Annotated in this window: 17 protein-coding genes; 8 read left to right on the forward strand and 9 right to left on the reverse strand. The window is 56.2% G+C overall.

The window, feature by feature from the left end:
• Nucleotides 1-22: 22 nt before the first annotated feature.
• Nucleotides 23-988: a glycine--tRNA ligase subunit alpha gene (locus ACVDG4_RS09800; RefSeq protein WP_133948220.1), complete on the reverse strand. Its 966-nt coding sequence runs from the start codon at nt 986-988 to the stop codon at nt 23-25.
• A gap of 371 nt (nt 989-1,359) precedes the next feature.
• Between ACVDG4_RS09800 and ACVDG4_RS09805 the strand changes: the two genes are divergently transcribed.
• The 3 genes from ACVDG4_RS09805 to ACVDG4_RS09815 are packed head-to-tail and all read left to right on the forward strand — an operon-like array spanning nt 1,360 to nt 3,051.
• Nucleotides 1,360-1,638: a hypothetical protein gene (locus ACVDG4_RS09805; protein WP_447234913.1), complete on the forward strand. Its 279-nt coding sequence runs from the start codon at nt 1,360-1,362 to the stop codon at nt 1,636-1,638.
• A gap of 54 nt (nt 1,639-1,692) precedes the next feature.
• The gene (locus ACVDG4_RS09810) at nt 1,693-2,424 is read left to right on the forward strand and encodes a HupE/UreJ family protein (protein WP_428527962.1); all 732 of its coding nucleotides are present in this window, start codon (nt 1,693-1,695) and stop codon (nt 2,422-2,424) included.
• 12 nt (nt 2,425-2,436) lie between these two features.
• On the forward strand, nt 2,437-3,051 hold the full coding sequence (locus tag ACVDG4_RS09815; RefSeq protein ID WP_447234914.1) for a transmembrane anchor protein: 615 nt from the start codon (nt 2,437-2,439) through the stop codon (nt 3,049-3,051).
• A gap of 172 nt (nt 3,052-3,223) precedes the next feature.
• On the opposite strand, the gene ACVDG4_RS09820 is transcribed toward ACVDG4_RS09815, so the two are convergent.
• A complete protein-coding gene (locus tag ACVDG4_RS09820; RefSeq protein WP_447234915.1) occupies nt 3,224-3,820 on the reverse strand; it encodes a TetR/AcrR family transcriptional regulator in 597 nt (198 codons plus the stop codon).
• A gap of 109 nt (nt 3,821-3,929) precedes the next feature.
• Here ACVDG4_RS09820 and ACVDG4_RS09825 point away from each other — a divergent pair, with 109 nt between their 5' ends.
• From ACVDG4_RS09825 to ACVDG4_RS09835, 3 genes are all read left to right on the forward strand, one after another.
• Nucleotides 3,930-4,247: a YciI family protein gene (locus tag ACVDG4_RS09825; RefSeq protein WP_209172782.1), complete on the forward strand. Its 318-nt coding sequence runs from the start codon at nt 3,930-3,932 to the stop codon at nt 4,245-4,247.
• 51 nt (nt 4,248-4,298) lie between these two features.
• A complete protein-coding gene (locus ACVDG4_RS09830; RefSeq protein ID WP_447234916.1) occupies nt 4,299-4,829 on the forward strand; it encodes an MAPEG family protein in 531 nt (176 codons plus the stop codon).
• Nucleotides 4,830-4,923: 94 nt separating this feature from the next.
• Nucleotides 4,924-5,514: a hypothetical protein gene (locus tag ACVDG4_RS09835; RefSeq protein WP_447234917.1), complete on the forward strand. Its 591-nt coding sequence runs from the start codon at nt 4,924-4,926 to the stop codon at nt 5,512-5,514.
• A 33-nt stretch (nt 5,515-5,547) separates the two neighbouring features.
• On the opposite strand, the gene ACVDG4_RS09840 is transcribed toward ACVDG4_RS09835, so the two are convergent.
• The 5 genes from ACVDG4_RS09840 to ACVDG4_RS09860 all read right to left on the reverse strand — a co-directional run bounded on the left by ACVDG4_RS09840 (nt 5,548) and on the right by ACVDG4_RS09860 (nt 8,916).
• A complete protein-coding gene (locus tag ACVDG4_RS09840; RefSeq protein ID WP_133948230.1) occupies nt 5,548-5,781 on the reverse strand; it encodes a hypothetical protein in 234 nt (77 codons plus the stop codon).
• A gap of 108 nt (nt 5,782-5,889) precedes the next feature.
• Nucleotides 5,890-6,075 carry a hypothetical protein gene (locus tag ACVDG4_RS09845; protein WP_133948232.1) on the reverse strand — a complete coding sequence of 62 codons (186 nt, stop codon included), beginning with the start codon at nt 6,073-6,075 and terminating at the stop codon, nt 5,890-5,892.
• Nucleotides 6,076-6,122: 47 nt separating this feature from the next.
• Nucleotides 6,123-6,980, reverse strand: coding sequence for a S49 family peptidase (locus ACVDG4_RS09850; protein ID WP_409689326.1), 858 nt, complete (start codon nt 6,978-6,980; stop codon nt 6,123-6,125).
• A gap of 90 nt (nt 6,981-7,070) precedes the next feature.
• Nucleotides 7,071-7,706, reverse strand: a complete 636-nt coding sequence (locus ACVDG4_RS09855; protein WP_447234918.1) for a PilZ domain-containing protein — start codon at nt 7,704-7,706, stop codon at nt 7,071-7,073.
• 310 nt (nt 7,707-8,016) lie between these two features.
• Nucleotides 8,017-8,916, reverse strand: a complete 900-nt coding sequence (locus ACVDG4_RS09860) for a uracil-DNA glycosylase (protein WP_447235105.1) — start codon at nt 8,914-8,916, stop codon at nt 8,017-8,019.
• 396 nt (nt 8,917-9,312) lie between these two features.
• Here ACVDG4_RS09860 and ACVDG4_RS09865 point away from each other — a divergent pair, with 396 nt between their 5' ends.
• The gene (locus ACVDG4_RS09865) at nt 9,313-10,989 is read left to right on the forward strand and encodes an electron transfer flavoprotein-ubiquinone oxidoreductase (RefSeq protein WP_447234919.1); all 1,677 of its coding nucleotides are present in this window, start codon (nt 9,313-9,315) and stop codon (nt 10,987-10,989) included.
• Nucleotides 10,990-11,075: 86 nt separating this feature from the next.
• Here the strand turns inward: ACVDG4_RS09865 and ACVDG4_RS09870 are convergent, their stop codons facing one another.
• On the reverse strand, nt 11,076-11,846 hold the full coding sequence (locus ACVDG4_RS09870; protein WP_447234920.1) for a nuclear transport factor 2 family protein: 771 nt from the start codon (nt 11,844-11,846) through the stop codon (nt 11,076-11,078).
• A 178-nt stretch (nt 11,847-12,024) separates the two neighbouring features.
• Between ACVDG4_RS09870 and ACVDG4_RS09875 the strand changes: the two genes are divergently transcribed.
• Nucleotides 12,025-12,402, forward strand: coding sequence for a winged helix-turn-helix transcriptional regulator (locus tag ACVDG4_RS09875; RefSeq protein WP_447234921.1), 378 nt, complete (start codon nt 12,025-12,027; stop codon nt 12,400-12,402).
• An 868-nt stretch (nt 12,403-13,270) separates the two neighbouring features.
• Here the strand turns inward: ACVDG4_RS09875 and ACVDG4_RS09880 are convergent.
• On the reverse strand, nt 13,271-14,569 hold the full coding sequence (locus ACVDG4_RS09880; protein ID WP_447234922.1) for a DEAD/DEAH box helicase: 1,299 nt from the start codon (nt 14,567-14,569) through the stop codon (nt 13,271-13,273).
• Nucleotides 14,570-14,714 lie beyond the last annotated feature (145 nt).

Genomic DNA, 14,714 nt, shown 5'->3' on the forward strand with positions numbered 1-14,714 from the left:
GGATTGTTGCTGGAGCCCGGCCTTATTCAGCGGCCTGATTGTGATAGCCGACACCGCCGGCTTCCGTTTCCAGGAACGCTGCGCCGCAGGCTTTGGCAAGTTCGCGAACCCGCAAGATGTAGCTCTGGCGCTCGGTCACGGAGATCACGCCGCGAGCATCGAGCAGATTGAAGGCATGAGAGGCCTTGATGCACTGGTCATAGGCCGGGAGCACCACCTGATGAACCGACAGACCGTTGTCGTCGCGCGCCTTGGCCCCGGCATCTAGGATGGCGCGGCATTCGGCTTCCGCATCCTTGAAGTGCTGGAACAAGGTTTCGGTGTTGGCGTGCTCGAAATTGTAGCGGGAGTATTCCTGCTCGGCCTGCAAGAAGACATCTCCATAGGTGACTTTGTCCGCGCCTTCCATGCCGTTGTAATTCAGGTCGTAGACGTTATCGACGCCCTGAATGTACATCGCCAGACGTTCCAGCCCATAGGTCAGCTCGCCGGAAACCGGTGAGCATTCAAAGCCTGCGACCTGCTGGAAATAGGTAAACTGCGACACTTCCATGCCATCGCACCAGCATTCCCAGCCAAGGCCCCAGGCCCCCAGCGTCGGGCTTTCCCAGTCGTCTTCCACGAAGCGGATGTCGTGCACCTTCGGGTCGAGCCCGATGGCGTAGAGCGAATTGAGATAAAGCTCTTGAAGGTTGGACGGAGACGGCTTCAACAGCACCTGGAACTGGTAGTAATGCTGCAGGCGGTTCGGGTTCTCGCCATAACGGCCATCGGTCGGGCGGCGGGACGGCTGCACGTAGGCCGCTTTCCACGGACGAGGCCCCAGCGAGCGCAGGGTCGTTGCCGGGTGGAACGTTCCGGCGCCGACTTCCATGTCATAGGGCTGCAGAACCACGCAGCCCTGATCGGCCCAATACCGTTGAAGGGTGAGGATGAGGCCTTGGAAGGAGTTTTCAGGGCGCATGTGCGCCGGGACGTCGCTCGACATGTTTTCGTGTTCCTGAGAACGGAGGCTTTGCTAAATCCGGCAAGGGCTCCCCTCGCCTGTTGGCGCGACAGGTGCCACGGAGGACCGGAGAGGTCAAGGCTGCACTTGTCGCACAAGCTTCCCCTGCCTTGCACTCCTAAAACGACAGAGCAGTGTATGTTCGGAATTCAGGCTGCCTCCAATGTTGCAATCCTTCGCCGTTTGGCCATATTTCGCTCTTATCCGAAGCGCTACGGATAACAAGCGATTCGTCGTTGGAGCCCCGACGTAAACAGGAACCTGTTTTGAACTGGATGCGGATCCACAAACATTCAGAATGGCAGAGGCTCCTGGCAGGGCTTCTCTGCCTCTGCCTGTGCGTCTGGACGACGGTGCCCGCAGCGTCTCATACTCCGAAGTATCTCGATACGGTGCAAGATCATCTTGAGATGATTGAGGACCACGGGCATTCGCACGGGTTTGAACTCGATTTGTTGTGGGCCATGCACGGCCACCAGCACGACCTGGGTGACCATGACCACAACTCCGCAGTGCTTGTGAAACCGGCGCCGAAATCACCACACATCTTTGACACGTTATCCTGGCGGCTGCCCGTCAGCGATGCGACGTCCGCCTTTGTTTTTCCCCCGGAGCGCCCTCCAAGGACCTGACAGATTGCCCGGTTCGGGCTCATCAGAAATCTGTTATTCACTTGGAAGGACCTTATGAAGCCTACTTCAATTCATGGGCAGACACGGCTGACTCACGCCTTTGTTTTTGCCCTGTCACTCTCATTTCTCTTCTACGCCGCTGGCGTTCAAACCGCCGCCGCGCATGATGTCACGCCCGGCGATGCGGGATACATCCAGGAAATCTGGGGGGTTCACATCATCCCCTTCATCTATCTCGGGGCCAAACACATGGTCACGGGATACGACCACATCCTCTTCCTGCTAGGAGTCGTCTTCTTCCTCTACCGGATGAAGGATGTGGCCATCTATGTGAGCCTGTTTGCGCTTGGTCACTCCGTCACCATGCTTCTTGGTGTCTGGTACGGCTGGGGCATCAACGCCTACATCATCGATGCAATCATCGGCCTGTCCGTGGTCTACAAGGCGCTGGACAACCTTGGCGTCTTTCAAAGAGTTTTGGGGTTTCAGCCGAACACAAAGGCCGCAACGCTTATCTTCGGCCTGTTCCATGGGACAGGTTTGGCCTCCAAAATCCTGGAGTACAACATCTCCCCGGATGGCCTCCTCGCCAATCTTCTGGCGTTCAATGTAGGGGTCGAGATCGGACAGCTTCTGGCATTGTTTGTGATCCTCATCGTCATGGGATACTGGCGCAAAAGCCCGAATTTCATGCGCCAGGCCACAATCGCCAACATCATCATGGTATTCCTCGGCGTCTTGCTGACCTACCAGCAAATCGCCGGTTACATCGCCAGCACCTCATGATCGGAGACAGCAATGTACAACGCACCCCAGCCGAAACTTGAAGACCTGCCGAGCAATCGCCAACTGGGCCGCATGTCCGTCGTTGCCGCCATTGGCGCTGCGGCCATTGGCGTGATGGTCTACCTGCCCGCTGAGTACGGCATCGATCCGACAGGTGTCGGCAATGTGCTCGGCCTCACCGAGATGGGCGAGATCAAGCAACAACTGGCGAAGGAAGCAGCCGAAGACGAAAAACTTCATGGCAGCCAGGACTCATCGTCGCTGATCGACGGCGTGTTGGGGCTTTTCGTTTCCACCGCCCAGGCGCAAGACGCCTGGAAAGACGTCGTGACCTTTACCCTTGAACCCGGTGCCTACACCGAGATCAAGGCCACCATGGAAAAGGGCGCCACGCTGACATATGCCTGGATGGCTGACGGCGGACGGATCAACTTTGATCTGCACGCCCACGCTGGCGGGGAAAACGTGACCTATGAAAAGGGCCGCGGCGAAACCTCGGGCGCAGGAAGCTTTGAAACCCCGTTCGCGGGGGATCACGGCTGGTTCTGGCGGAACCGCGATAAGTCAGCAGTCACGGTCACGCTGCAATTGCGCGGAGACTACTCAGGCCTTGTCCGGAGCGACTAAGTTGTCAGCCACGCGCCCTCTTCAAAGGGCGCGTGGCACCAAAAACCCATTACTTAGCCGTCTAACTAAACCAAGCCGACCGACTATTTACGACACAAGATGTGCCAAAGCTTCGGCGCCGACTTTCTCTGAGACGACATCCAAATCGGCGAGTAAGCGCTGCTCCAAACACCTAACGTTGACCTTCGCTCAGGAGACGTTTTGCCGATTGGCCCGCAGCAACGCGAACTTCCTTTGCAAGCGTTGAATCCGGTAGCGCGCGGGAAAGAACCATCCCGCCGACGCACAGCGCAGCAATCGCTTGAGCCCACTGCCTGTTGGTGCTGTCGTCGGAGGACATGTTTGTCTCAAACAGAGAGACCATCGCCTCCAAAAGGGTCTGAAAAGACTGCTGGGCCTCTATCCCACCTCTCGCAATATCCGAAGGCAACGCGATCATCGGGCACTGCCCATCCAGATCATCTAAGTGTTCCGGCGACAGATACGCGTTGATCATTTGGTGGGCCATTTCGGGCCGCAGGTTGGTGACATCGATACCGGCATCTTCCCGCCACTCTGCGCCGCGCCCCATCAGAAAGCTCATCACCGCCTCACTGAAGAGCTCTTCCTTGTTCTTGAAATGATTGTAAAAACCGCCGCGGGTCAGTCCAGCCTCCTGCATCACCATGTCGATCGACACGCCGTTGAAGCCATGCCGATTGAACAAGACACGCGCGGTCTCCACAATCTTCTTTCGCGTTTTGTCCTTATGTTCAGCGCTGTAGGGCATCGCTTCCTCCGATACGAGGTGTACTTAGCACCGCCTCTAAAAATGTTCTTTATCATATTTTGATTTGTGCCAATCGTTCTCTCGTTGATTGAAACAAGGAAAGTTCAACATGCCCAAATTTTTGCTGATTTATCACGGGAAGCCTGACATCCAGAGCCGGGAGGATGGCGTCAATCACATGCAGGCGTGGAAAGCCTGGAGCGCCTCCATCGCTGATGCTGTCATTGATCCGGGCCTTCCGGTCGGGCCGTCGAAAACGATCACGCCAGATGGTGTCGAGGATCACGGGGGAGCCAATCCAGCGAGCGGCATGACCGTTCTGCAAGCCGACACAATGGAAGATGCGATTGCCTTGGCCAAAGGTTGTCCTCATCTCAGCGGGACTGGCACCATTGAGATCGCAGAAGCTTTGGACATGGACATGTGAGCCTGCAAGACCAGCCCACTGACATAGACACCGGGCTCGTCTGGAGCCTGGTTGGAAACCAAGCAGCTCGCCCCTTCGATCAGTAAGACGCTTCGATCGAAGCCACCCTTTAATCGAAAACAATTGATCGGCGATGCTCGCTTTGTTGTCATCAACGGAGCCTGCATCGCCGATGGAAATCAAAGGCGACAACCAATGACCCAAGCCCTGCTGCCCGTCACAATTACTTTTACAAGCCTGCTCGCTATTTCACTCATCCCGCTGACCGGCTGGATCGGCCTGCGCCGCGAAAAAATCGGTGGTGTCTTTCGAGGCGACGGCGATGATGCGACGCTCTTCAAACGCATCCGGATTCACGGAAACCTGATGGAGAATGCACCGGTCTTCATCCTGGTTCTGGGAGCATCCGAAATGGTTGGGCTTGGACAAAAGTGGTTGTGGTTGGCTGTTGCCGTTTTTCTCATTGGGCGTGTCTTGCACTTCATTCTCTTTGACAGCAGCAAACGGGGCTTTGCCATGCTGATCACCTTGCTTCCCGGGATGTTGATGGGCTTGTGGCTTCTTCTGCAGACTTGGCTTTGAACAACACTTGGACCAAGTCTCCAATCCGGCTTCAGAAAAACCAAGTTGCCCGCCGGCCCATCGGTCCTACCTCTCCAAGAACAGGAGACAGATCATGGACGCAAGTTCGGTACGCACGGAAACACAGACTTCAAAAGCCCTTGGCGCGGAGCGGGATCTCAGCGTTTACATGATGCTGGTGGATGACCGGCTGAACATCTTTTCGGTGTTCGACGACCTGCGCTACGACCGCTCGGATGCGGACATCATGAGCCCGGGCATGCGCACACATGCCGTTCAGCAGCTCAAACCCCACGGATTCAAGCAAACCTCCGGGTCTGTCCTGCACAACAAGGCCGATGATGTGTTTTGCTACATCCCGAAGCCCCAAGTGCTTGGGGCATCCCCGTTCGATGTCCTGCGCTACACGCCGAAGCGCGAACAGGACTATTACATCCTCACGCCCACGCAAACGGCCTGCCAGATCATCGACACCTATTCCTTTGATGACGCATTGGAAAAGGTGTCAGCGCTCATTCAGAAGCAGCCGATCAATCTCTACCGGTTGATGGATTATCTGGAGCGCAAACCGGTCCATGAGACGATCCGCGAAGCGCTCGGGCACTTCAAGTTCATCCAGCGCAAGGCCGTGCAATCTGAACCGCTGAAACGCCGGAAAGCCTTGGGGTCTGGCCTCTTCGGCTAGAGATCGAGAATGGGTGTTGCCGCAACAGGCCCGTCAATGCAGGCTCAGCAACACTTCTATGTCGCGCAGTGTAAGCGGCGATAGCAGTGCGCGGTCATCGTTGTTGAGGTTTGTGCCTTCATCAACTTGCTGCTTGATTTGCAGTGCGATCTGGCTGGTTGGCTGGTAGTACAGGTCCGGGTTCGATCTGCTCAAATCTTCAAGCAAACGCGTGATGAGTTTCTTTCGTTTTTCAGCGTCCAAATCGCCGTGCTTCTCCTGCAACATGGCTCTCAATCCTTTTTGAGTTCAATATCTTGTGTCAGGAAAAATAGCGCACGGCGTCCTTTGGTCGAGCCACCGCATCAAGGTTTATAGACGACGCTGGAAACCGTTTCAGCTCTGGGGCCGGTATTTTCCGCTGACAGGATCCAGAACAAGCTTTTCACCGCGCCCGGCCGGATCGGCCTTTGCCGCAGCCTTGGAGATCTGCGCTTCGACATCCGCCATCTTGCGCTTGATCCGTTGGACAATCCAATATCCGCCGACCGCCAATGCAGCGGCCCCAATCAACTCGGTCATCTTATATCCCCTGTTGCTGACCTAGCTCACACCCTCAATACGTTTTTTTAAAGACCAAATCGCTGCCACATGAGCCGCTCCTCGGCCGCCGAAATCAGTTCATTGCCAAGGCCTGCGGTCAAAGTTCCGGCCTCCAGATTGACGCCGACGCCGCCCTTTCGGCCGAACAGGCCGCGCGGTGCCGAAATCAGCTTGGCTTCCGCCTTGTCGCCGTAACGCTTTTTCAAGACACCGCGCAGATCGCCAAGGGAATCCACAAGCCCAAGATTGACCGCGCTCGATCCCGTCCAGAACTTGCCCGTGAAAAGGTCCGGATCATCCGACAGGACATCCGCCCGGCGGGACTTCACCATGTCGATGAAGGTGTCATGGATCTCTTGCTGCAGGGTTTTTAGGTATTCGATGTCTTCGGGCACTTCCGGCTGGAACGGATCGAGCGTGACTTTCTTCTTGCCCGCCGTATAGACCCGGCGTTCAACACCGATTTTTCCAATCAACTCCGTGAAGCCGAAGCCGGCCGCGACAACGCCAATCGAGCCGACAACGGAAGACGGATCGACGATGATCTCATCGCCCGCAAGCGCAATCATGTAACCGCCACTGGCCGCAACATCCTCAACAAAAACCAGAACGTCCTTTTCGTTCTCCTTGGCCAGATCCCGGATCCGCTGGAAAATCAGCCGCGATTGCACCGGCGAGCCCCCGGGAGAATTCACGATAAGCGCCACAGCCGGCGCTTTCTTCATGGAAAAGGCGCGCTCCAGAGGCAGGGCTGCGGTTGCCAACGACAGGCCTGGCCGCAACGGGCTGGACATGCCAATAGGCCCCTGCAGGCGCACGACTGGAATGATGGGGGCGTCATTTTTCAAAAAACCGGGCAAAAACCGGCGCAAGGAAGACAGCACGAAGAGGTAATCCTGACTAATTTGTTGTTTCAGGAGATATAGGTGCTGGTTTGGAAGATACCACTGCGCGATCGTAACAAGGCAGCGGGTTTATCGGGCCGGGATAATGTAAGGCTGTTTCACTAGGGTCTTTTTGCGGCTGCCATTGGCACCGGCTTTTTCGGCCAAGCTTGGCGGCCGGATCGTCTTGGCCGCCATAAACTCGGTCTTTCCGCTGAACTGCCAGTTCATTTTAACACCTGCGTAGCCGTTGGCGCGCCAGACGATGCTGCCGCCAACAGGCAGATCCATGCCCGGGATCCGCAAAGCAATGGTGTCCGGCAGTTCGTCCAGCTGATTGCAAAAAAATCGGCATCCGGACAGGCTGGCATCCACGATTTGACAACTTACCGGAGGCATTCCGTGTCCTGGAAGAACCGAGGCCGCGATAGAAACCGTGCGGCGCTTTTCCTTGCGCTTTTCCCGTTTCGTATCGTCTTCGAACAAGAATGAAACCTGGACCTCTTCGTCCAGGATATCCCGGATCTTGCCCTTGATCATCTTGTCCAGACCGGACAGGCGCAGACCGATCAATTTGTTTTTTTTCGAGTGAGAAGTATCCCGGATCCGGCATCCGGATCGGGTGATATCTGTCGCGATCGCCTCCTCGCAATCAAGGGTCTCGAAGTCGAGAACCAAGACCATGATGTTGGAGCCGCCGGAATATCGGTCAAAGATTTCCTTCACATCCAATCTCCAGCTGACAGCGGTTAAAGACCACTTCCAGTTGGGGAAAGACCATAGCCCTCAAAGCGCAAAAATATTGTTAATTCTACCGGTGACTCTAGGATGTGTTTGAAGTGACTTTTGTGCAATACTTCCCACAAGTATGTTTTCCCGTTGTCTTACAGCCCTTTACAACATATCCGCACAACTTTCTCTGCTATCCAGAATGCAAATATTTGAGCTTGTGTTTAAGTAGCGGCTGCATTTTCTTGAACAAATTGACCGAACGGTCAGCTTGCAATCTGTGCCTTGCGCCGCCCCAGTTCGTCGATCAGCCCAACTCGGACAGCTTGGATTTCACGCTTAGAAAATCGCGCCAGGACAGCCGCTTCTCAAGCGGGCTGCGCAACAGGTAGGCCGGATGGTACGTGGCCAGAGCTGCGACCTGACGCCCAGCGACTGGATAGGTCATCCAGCGGCCACGCATTTTCCGGATACCGTCCTGCACTCCAAGCAGCGTCTTCGCAGAGGCTGCGCCTAGGAACACAACCACATCCGGGTTCACCAACTCGATCTGGCGCTGGATGAACGGGCGGCAGATCTCTGTCTCCTGCGGTGTCGGCGTGCGGTTTCCCGGCGGCCTCCAGGGGACGGTGTTCGCGATATAGACTTGGGATCTGTCGAGGCCAATTGCCTTCAGCATCCGGTCAAGCAGCTGACCCGACCGACCAACGAAGGGTTTGCCCTGCAGATCCTCATCGCGGCCCGGCGCCTCACCAATAAACATAACTCTTGCATCCGGGTTGCCATCGGCAAACACGAGTGACTTGGCCGTGCGTTTCAAGTTGCAGCCGTCGAAAGCCTCAAGACAGGCCCGCAGATCAGCCAGAGACCCGGTGCTGGAGGCTTGTTCACGCGCCATGGAAATGACCGCCTGATCGGGGATTGCTCCGTGATCGGAGGGGCTGCGGGGACCGGCTCCAACGATCGGCGCGGCCGGGGCTGGTCCGGGCTGAGAGGGGGATTGGTGCTGCGGCGGCATCTGCCGAACTTGTTGGGAGGAGCCCTGCCCCGGAGCAACTGGCTGAGCTGCAGCCTGCGGTGTGGCAATTTGCTGGCGTGATTTTGCCTGAACTTCGGAGAGCTGGAACCAATCAACGACGTCTTCACCCAGCGACGCATCAACGCCTGATGCCAGATAGAAATCCAGCAGGGCTTCCAGATGCCGCATATCAGACGGGCTGTGTTGCAAACGAACTCTCCAACGGGGCCGAGCGCCCAGAGACTGACCGCAGATGCAGTCATCAGATAAACCGGTAAACTAAGCTAAGAGGTCATGCCTGCCAAGGCGGCACCACGCAGCCGCAAATATCCTCCCACACCCTTTGCGTAAAGAGTTGCGCAACGAAACAGGAAGGCACCGCATCGACAGGTAGGCATAATTACGTTTACGTAAGCGTCACTTTTGCACTTGACGCCCGAGCCGAGCTTTGGTCTATCTGGCCCCAAATAGGAGCATTCGGCAACCGGCTTCGCATTTTCATATGCAAAATGTCGCGAATTGCCTGTCATTGAACGGCAAATCGCGCGAAACCGGCACTGCGAACCTTGCGGAGGGAGACATTTCATGAGCGAACAGGACGCGCTCGGCGAACGCGAAAGCATGGACGTGGATGTGGTGATCATCGGCGCTGGCCCGGCTGGTCTGGCCGCCGCGATCCGTTTGAAACAAATCGCCAACGAAAAAGGCGAAGACATTAGCATCGTGGTCTTGGAGAAAGGCTCCGAGGTTGGTGCGCACATCTTGTCTGGTGCCGTGATTGATCCGGTTGCCCTCGACAAGCTGCTGCCGGAGTGGCGCGAGGAAGACACGCCGCTGAAAACCCCTGTCACGGACGACCAGTTCATTGTGCTTGGGCCAGCGGGCTCGATGCGCCTGCCGAACATGTTCATGCCAAAGCTCATGAACAACCATGGCAATTACATCGTGTCGCTTGGCAATGTCTGCCGTTGGCTTGCGGAAAAGGCGGAAGCGCTCGGCGTCGAGATCTATCCAGGCTTTGCTGCAGCCGAGATCCTTTATGACGACAGCGGCAATGTCACGGGCGTTGCGACCGGCGACATGGGCATCGGCCGCGATGGCAAGCCAAACGCAATGTTCACCCGCGGTATGGAGCTGCGCGGCAAATACACCCTGATCGGCGAAGGCGCGCGCGGATCTCTTGCCAAAGAACTGATCGAGAAGTTCGAGCTCGACAAAGACAGCGATGTTCCGAAGTTCGGTATCGGCATCAAGGAACTCTGGCAGATTGACCCGGCAAAGCACAATCAGGGCCTGGTCCAGCACTCCTTCGGCTGGCCGCTAGACGGCAAGACAGGCGGCGGCTCCTTCCTGTATCATCTGGAAGACAACCAGGTCGCTGTCGGCTTCGTGGTGCACCTGAACTACGAAAACCCGTGGCTGTCGCCATTCGACGAGTTCCAGCGCTTCAAGACGCACCCGGCCGTCCGCGAAACGTTCGAAGGCGGCAAGCGCCTGGCCTACGGCGCGCGTGCCATTACAGAAGGCGGGTATCAGTCCGTGCCGAAACTGTCCTTCCCGGGCGGTTTGCTGATGGGCTGCTCCGCGGGCTTCGTCAACGTGCCGCGGATCAAGGGATCGCACAACGCGATGCTCTCCGGCATGCTGGCGGCAGAAGAAGTCATGGCCGCGATCGGCCGCGGCGAGGCCAATACAGAGCTGGCCGCCTATGATCAGGCGTGGCGCGACAGCGAGATTGGCAAGGATCTTTGGAAGGTCCGCAACGCCAAACCGCTCTGGTCGAAGTTCGGTACGGTGCTGGGCGTTGCCCTCGGAGGTCTCGACATGTGGACCAACGAACTGTTCGGCTTCTCCTTCTTCGGCACCATGAAACACGGCAAGCGGGACTCTGAAACGCTGAAGCCGGCCAAGGATTGCAAGAAGATCGACTATCCGAAGCCGGATGGGGTGATTTCCTTCGATAAGTTGTCATCGGTCTTCCTGTCGAACACAAACCATGAGGAAGATCAGCCGATCCACCTCAAGGTCGCTGACGAGACACTGCAGAAGATGTCCGAGCACGATATTTACGCAGGGCCCTCCAACCGTTATTGCCCGGCCGGCGTTTACGAGTGGGTGGAAGAAGGCGAAGACGCACCGCGTTTCCAGATCAACTCGCAGAACTGCGTGCACTGCAAGACCTGCGACATCAAGGATCCGAACCGCAACATCACGTGGACGGTGCCGGAAGGCGCTGGCGGACCGAACTACCCGAACATGTGATCTGTTCGTTCACAGAAAAAACCAGAAAGCCGGGACGTCAAAATGGACGCCCCGGCTTTTTCTTATGATCAACGTGTTGAGGCTGCTCAGAACTTGCCGTTGTCGTGCGCCATCTCTGCTGGAATCGGGGACACGACGTCCCAGTGCTCAACGATCTTACCTGCCTCGACTCGCCACAGATCGAAAAACGCCCAGGGCTCGCCGCCCATGACCGCATCAGAGGCAATAAAGACAAAGTTGCCTTCGGCAACGACGATTTGCGGCTCAAACTTCGTGATCACCTGCCCCTGGGCCGCAAACTCTTCAATGGCCTTCATAAGGCCGTTAAGCCCGTCGCCGATGAGCGGATTGTGCTGCATGTAAACCGCCGGATCCATATACTGGGTTACGTTCTGCGGCGCGGCTCCGCCAAGAACGTCCCGGACGAAACCGACAACCAGTTCCTTGTTTTCCTGTGTGCGGTCATGGTCGGTCACCTCGACGGGGCCATCGGTCATTGACCGTCCGGAGACCGTTGCCTCGGGCGGCGCCTGGAGATTATCCCAATGCTCGGCAACAACACCATCTTCAACCCGAAATACATCAAAAGCGACTAGGCTCGGCGCCCCAAAGGCATCTGCATTTTCGTAGGTGTTGTGCAAGACGACATAATCACCTTCCGAGATCACACGGTGAGTTGTGACGGTCAAACCGGAGTCTTTCACAATAGGGATTGCGCCCAGCAATCCGTCCGCGCCGGTCGGGATCGCCGGATTGTGTTGAATGTAATCGGGCGCCAACAACGGTTTGGCAGCCTCTGGATCGTGATCCACGAAAGCTGCGGTCAAAAGAGCAAGTACCAATTCCTTCGGCGACATGTTTGAATCCTCTGTTTGTGTCGTCGCCATAGTAGGTATTCATTCTGCACCAGCAGTCAATTACGCACTAATTTGTCACAAGGTATGCTCCAGGATACCTGTTGTTTTGCCTTGTATTCTGACACATAATCTAAGTTTGATATCTGTCACTGGTTCCCTATGCATACCGAGACATCCCATGCTCCCAATTGGTGTTGAAACCAAGGCTGAAGCCTCGAACTGTCCGATCCGATCCGTTCTCTCCAATGTCACCGGCAAATGGCGCATGATCATTGTTCTGGCGCTGGAAGATGGACCGATGCGTTTTGGCGAGATCAAACGCTGCATCGGAGATGTCACGCAGCGGGTGCTGACGGAAAATCTGCGCGGACTGCAGCGGGACGGCTATCTCACCCGCACGGTCGATCCAGGCCCGCCGGTCGCTGTGTCCTACGAACTCACGCCACTCGGCCAAAGCCTGGTTGCCACTTTGAAGCCTTTGGTGTTTTGGTCCAGCGAGCAGATGGAACAGGTTAAAACAGCCCGCCTGGAGTATGATCGGGCCCATCCGAAATAAGCCCATCCTTTGGACGGACATGACTGGAGTGGACGTGCAGACTTGAAACGCAACGTCGACCGGACACGGGGCATCAGTCCTTACTGGTGCTGGAGACCGGCTGAGGATCGAGGCTCCTAAAACCAGAGCGGGTTACACATAAACAAAAGTTATGGCTTAAAAGATCCATCAAATACATAGACTTACCATTAAACCCAACGTTGCTGGCGCGCACTCTTCCGGATACAAAACACGCCACACAACCCTGGACTGCATGATTCTCAAGGATTCGGCGCTTTTGCGAGCATCTTCAGCCGAATTATCGATTTTCAATCCACAGCCTCGGGGCAAAATTTGACAATATAATCATTTTTTATGGGGTAATAGATAAAGAAAATACAATGAACAATTCATTGATGTTTAAGGTTTTCCGGATTTCACACAGGCAGAGACTTCGTTCAGGACTTACGCAACACAACCTGAATATTCCGCAGCACACCTCGGTTAAAACGTTGATTTTTATCATTTTTATACGTCTAAAACCACGATTGACGCAGTCTAGGTTGTATTTGCACTTTGCAAATGATTAACCTAAATTCACTTGCATCGGAAAGATAATAATAAAGTCTTAGAAGATTAGAGTGGGCTTGCACCTGCGAACACCGAGTCTCGCTTAGCGTTAAAATGCAAAGGCAGAAATGGTGTCTTGTGGACCAGGAGCAGAGGGCAAAATGAGGGACGCGGCGGTCTCGCACTTTTGGCTCGATGTGACAAATGACTACTCAGCGCGGTTTGACTGCACTGACCCCATCGACCACAGGACACCGCACCGGGAAGGCCACTTCCCGGTGCTTTTGTTTTCAGCGTCTGATACTTGGCAAATGTTGGATTATGCCGCGTTCTTGCGCGCCTGAGGGCGACGGCGACGGTTCTTGGCAAACCGGCGACCGTTGTCGTTGTCGCCGGCACCGGCACCGGCAGCCTTTTGGAACCGTGGCTTGCCACCGCCACCGGACTTGTTGTTTTTCGCGCGCTTGGCAGCCTTTGCAGCGGACATCGGCGGCACTTCACCACTGACGACCTCAATATCGATGCCGATCAGCTTCTCGATCTGACGGAAGAGACCGATCTCTTCCGGAGCACAGAGTGCAACGGCATCGCCGTCCGCGCCTGCGCGGGCAGTCCGGCCGATCCGGTGCACATAAGCTTCGGCGACTTCGGGCAATTCGAAATTGTAGACATGGCTGACGCCCGGAATGTCGATACCACGCGCTGCAACGTCCGTTGCGACCAGAACTTTGATCGCGCCGGAGCGAAGTTCCTTAATCGCGCGCTCGCGCTGGTTCTGGCTCTTGTTGCCATGGATCGAGCCGGCAGCGATGCCCGCCTGCGCCATTTTACGCATCAGGCGTTCGGCGCCGTGTTTCGTCCGGCAGAACACCAGCGACATGTCGTCCGGCTGGTCCGACAGCACATCGATCAGGAAACCGGTCTTAGCTTTTGAATCCATGAAATGGACTTTCTGACGGACCTTGTCGGCCGTACGGCCGACCGGAGAGACTTCCACCCGCGCTGGGTCTGTCAGATAGGATTGAGCCAGTTCGTTGATCTGCTTCGGCATGGTGGCAGAAAAGAGTAGTGTCTGGCGATCTTTGGCCACCAAACCTGCAATCTTGCGGAGGGCATGGATAAAGCCGAGGTCAAGCATCTGATCGGCTTCATCGAGGACCAGATAGGACGCTGAACCAAGGTCAACCGCATTCCGGTCGACAAGGTCAAGCAACCGGCCCGGTGTTGCCACCAGAATATCGGTCCCCTTCGACATCCGCTTCACCTGGCCATTTATGGACACACCGCCAACCACCGAGGTCACCCGCAAAGGGGTGGTCTTGAGGAAGGAAATCAGGTTTTTGGCGATCTGGTTCACCAGTTCGCGGGTCGGAGCCAGGATCAGCGCACGGGTTCCTTTGGGTGCCGCCCGTCGCGGCTCAGCCAGAAGACGCTCGATGAGGGGCAGTCCGAATGCGGCGGTTTTGCCGGTCCCGGTCTGCGCCAGACCCATCAGGTCCTGTCCGTCAAGAATAAGCGGGATTGCTTTCTGCTGAATGGGGGTCGGAGCCTCATAGCCATTGTCTTTGATGGCGCTCAGCAGAGAACTGGAAAGCCCCAGGCTTTCAAAGTTGGTCAAATCAAATATCCTTTGTCAGGCGGACGAGGTCGCGCCTGCGTGACCGCCTGTTGATCGCGGTCCTGTTGCGGTTGCGGCTGCAGAGGCTATATCGCCATCTGCACAAGCCGTCAGCCCCCGCGTGAACTGGGTACTGGGAATATGT

The organism is Roseibium sp. MB-4, from assembly GCF_053005265.1.

Coding starts and splice junctions, on each gene's coding strand:
- ACVDG4_RS09800 (WP_133948220.1), bottom strand. CDS start 988: ATGTCGAGCGACGTCCCGGCGCACATGCGCCCTGAAAACTCCTTCCAA.
- ACVDG4_RS09810 (WP_428527962.1), top strand. CDS start 1,693: ATGAAGCCTACTTCAATTCATGGGCAGACACGGCTGACTCACGCCTTT.
- ACVDG4_RS09815 (WP_447234914.1), top strand. CDS start 2,437: ATGTACAACGCACCCCAGCCGAAACTTGAAGACCTGCCGAGCAATCGC.
- ACVDG4_RS09820 (WP_447234915.1), bottom strand. CDS start 3,820: ATGCCCTACAGCGCTGAACATAAGGACAAAACGCGAAAGAAGATTGTG.
- ACVDG4_RS09825 (WP_209172782.1), top strand. CDS start 3,930: ATGCCCAAATTTTTGCTGATTTATCACGGGAAGCCTGACATCCAGAGC.
- ACVDG4_RS09835 (WP_447234917.1), top strand. CDS start 4,924: ATGGACGCAAGTTCGGTACGCACGGAAACACAGACTTCAAAAGCCCTT.
- ACVDG4_RS09840 (WP_133948230.1), bottom strand. CDS start 5,781: ATGTTGCAGGAGAAGCACGGCGATTTGGACGCTGAAAAACGAAAGAAA.
- ACVDG4_RS09845 (WP_133948232.1), bottom strand. CDS start 6,075: ATGACCGAGTTGATTGGGGCCGCTGCATTGGCGGTCGGCGGATATTGG.
- ACVDG4_RS09860 (WP_447235105.1), bottom strand. CDS start 8,916: ATGCGGCATCTGGAAGCCCTGCTGGATTTCTATCTGGCATCAGGCGTT.
- ACVDG4_RS09865 (WP_447234919.1), top strand. CDS start 9,313: ATGAGCGAACAGGACGCGCTCGGCGAACGCGAAAGCATGGACGTGGAT.
- ACVDG4_RS09870 (WP_447234920.1), bottom strand. CDS start 11,846: ATGTCGCCGAAGGAATTGGTACTTGCTCTTTTGACCGCAGCTTTCGTG.
- ACVDG4_RS09875 (WP_447234921.1), top strand. CDS start 12,025: ATGCTCCCAATTGGTGTTGAAACCAAGGCTGAAGCCTCGAACTGTCCG.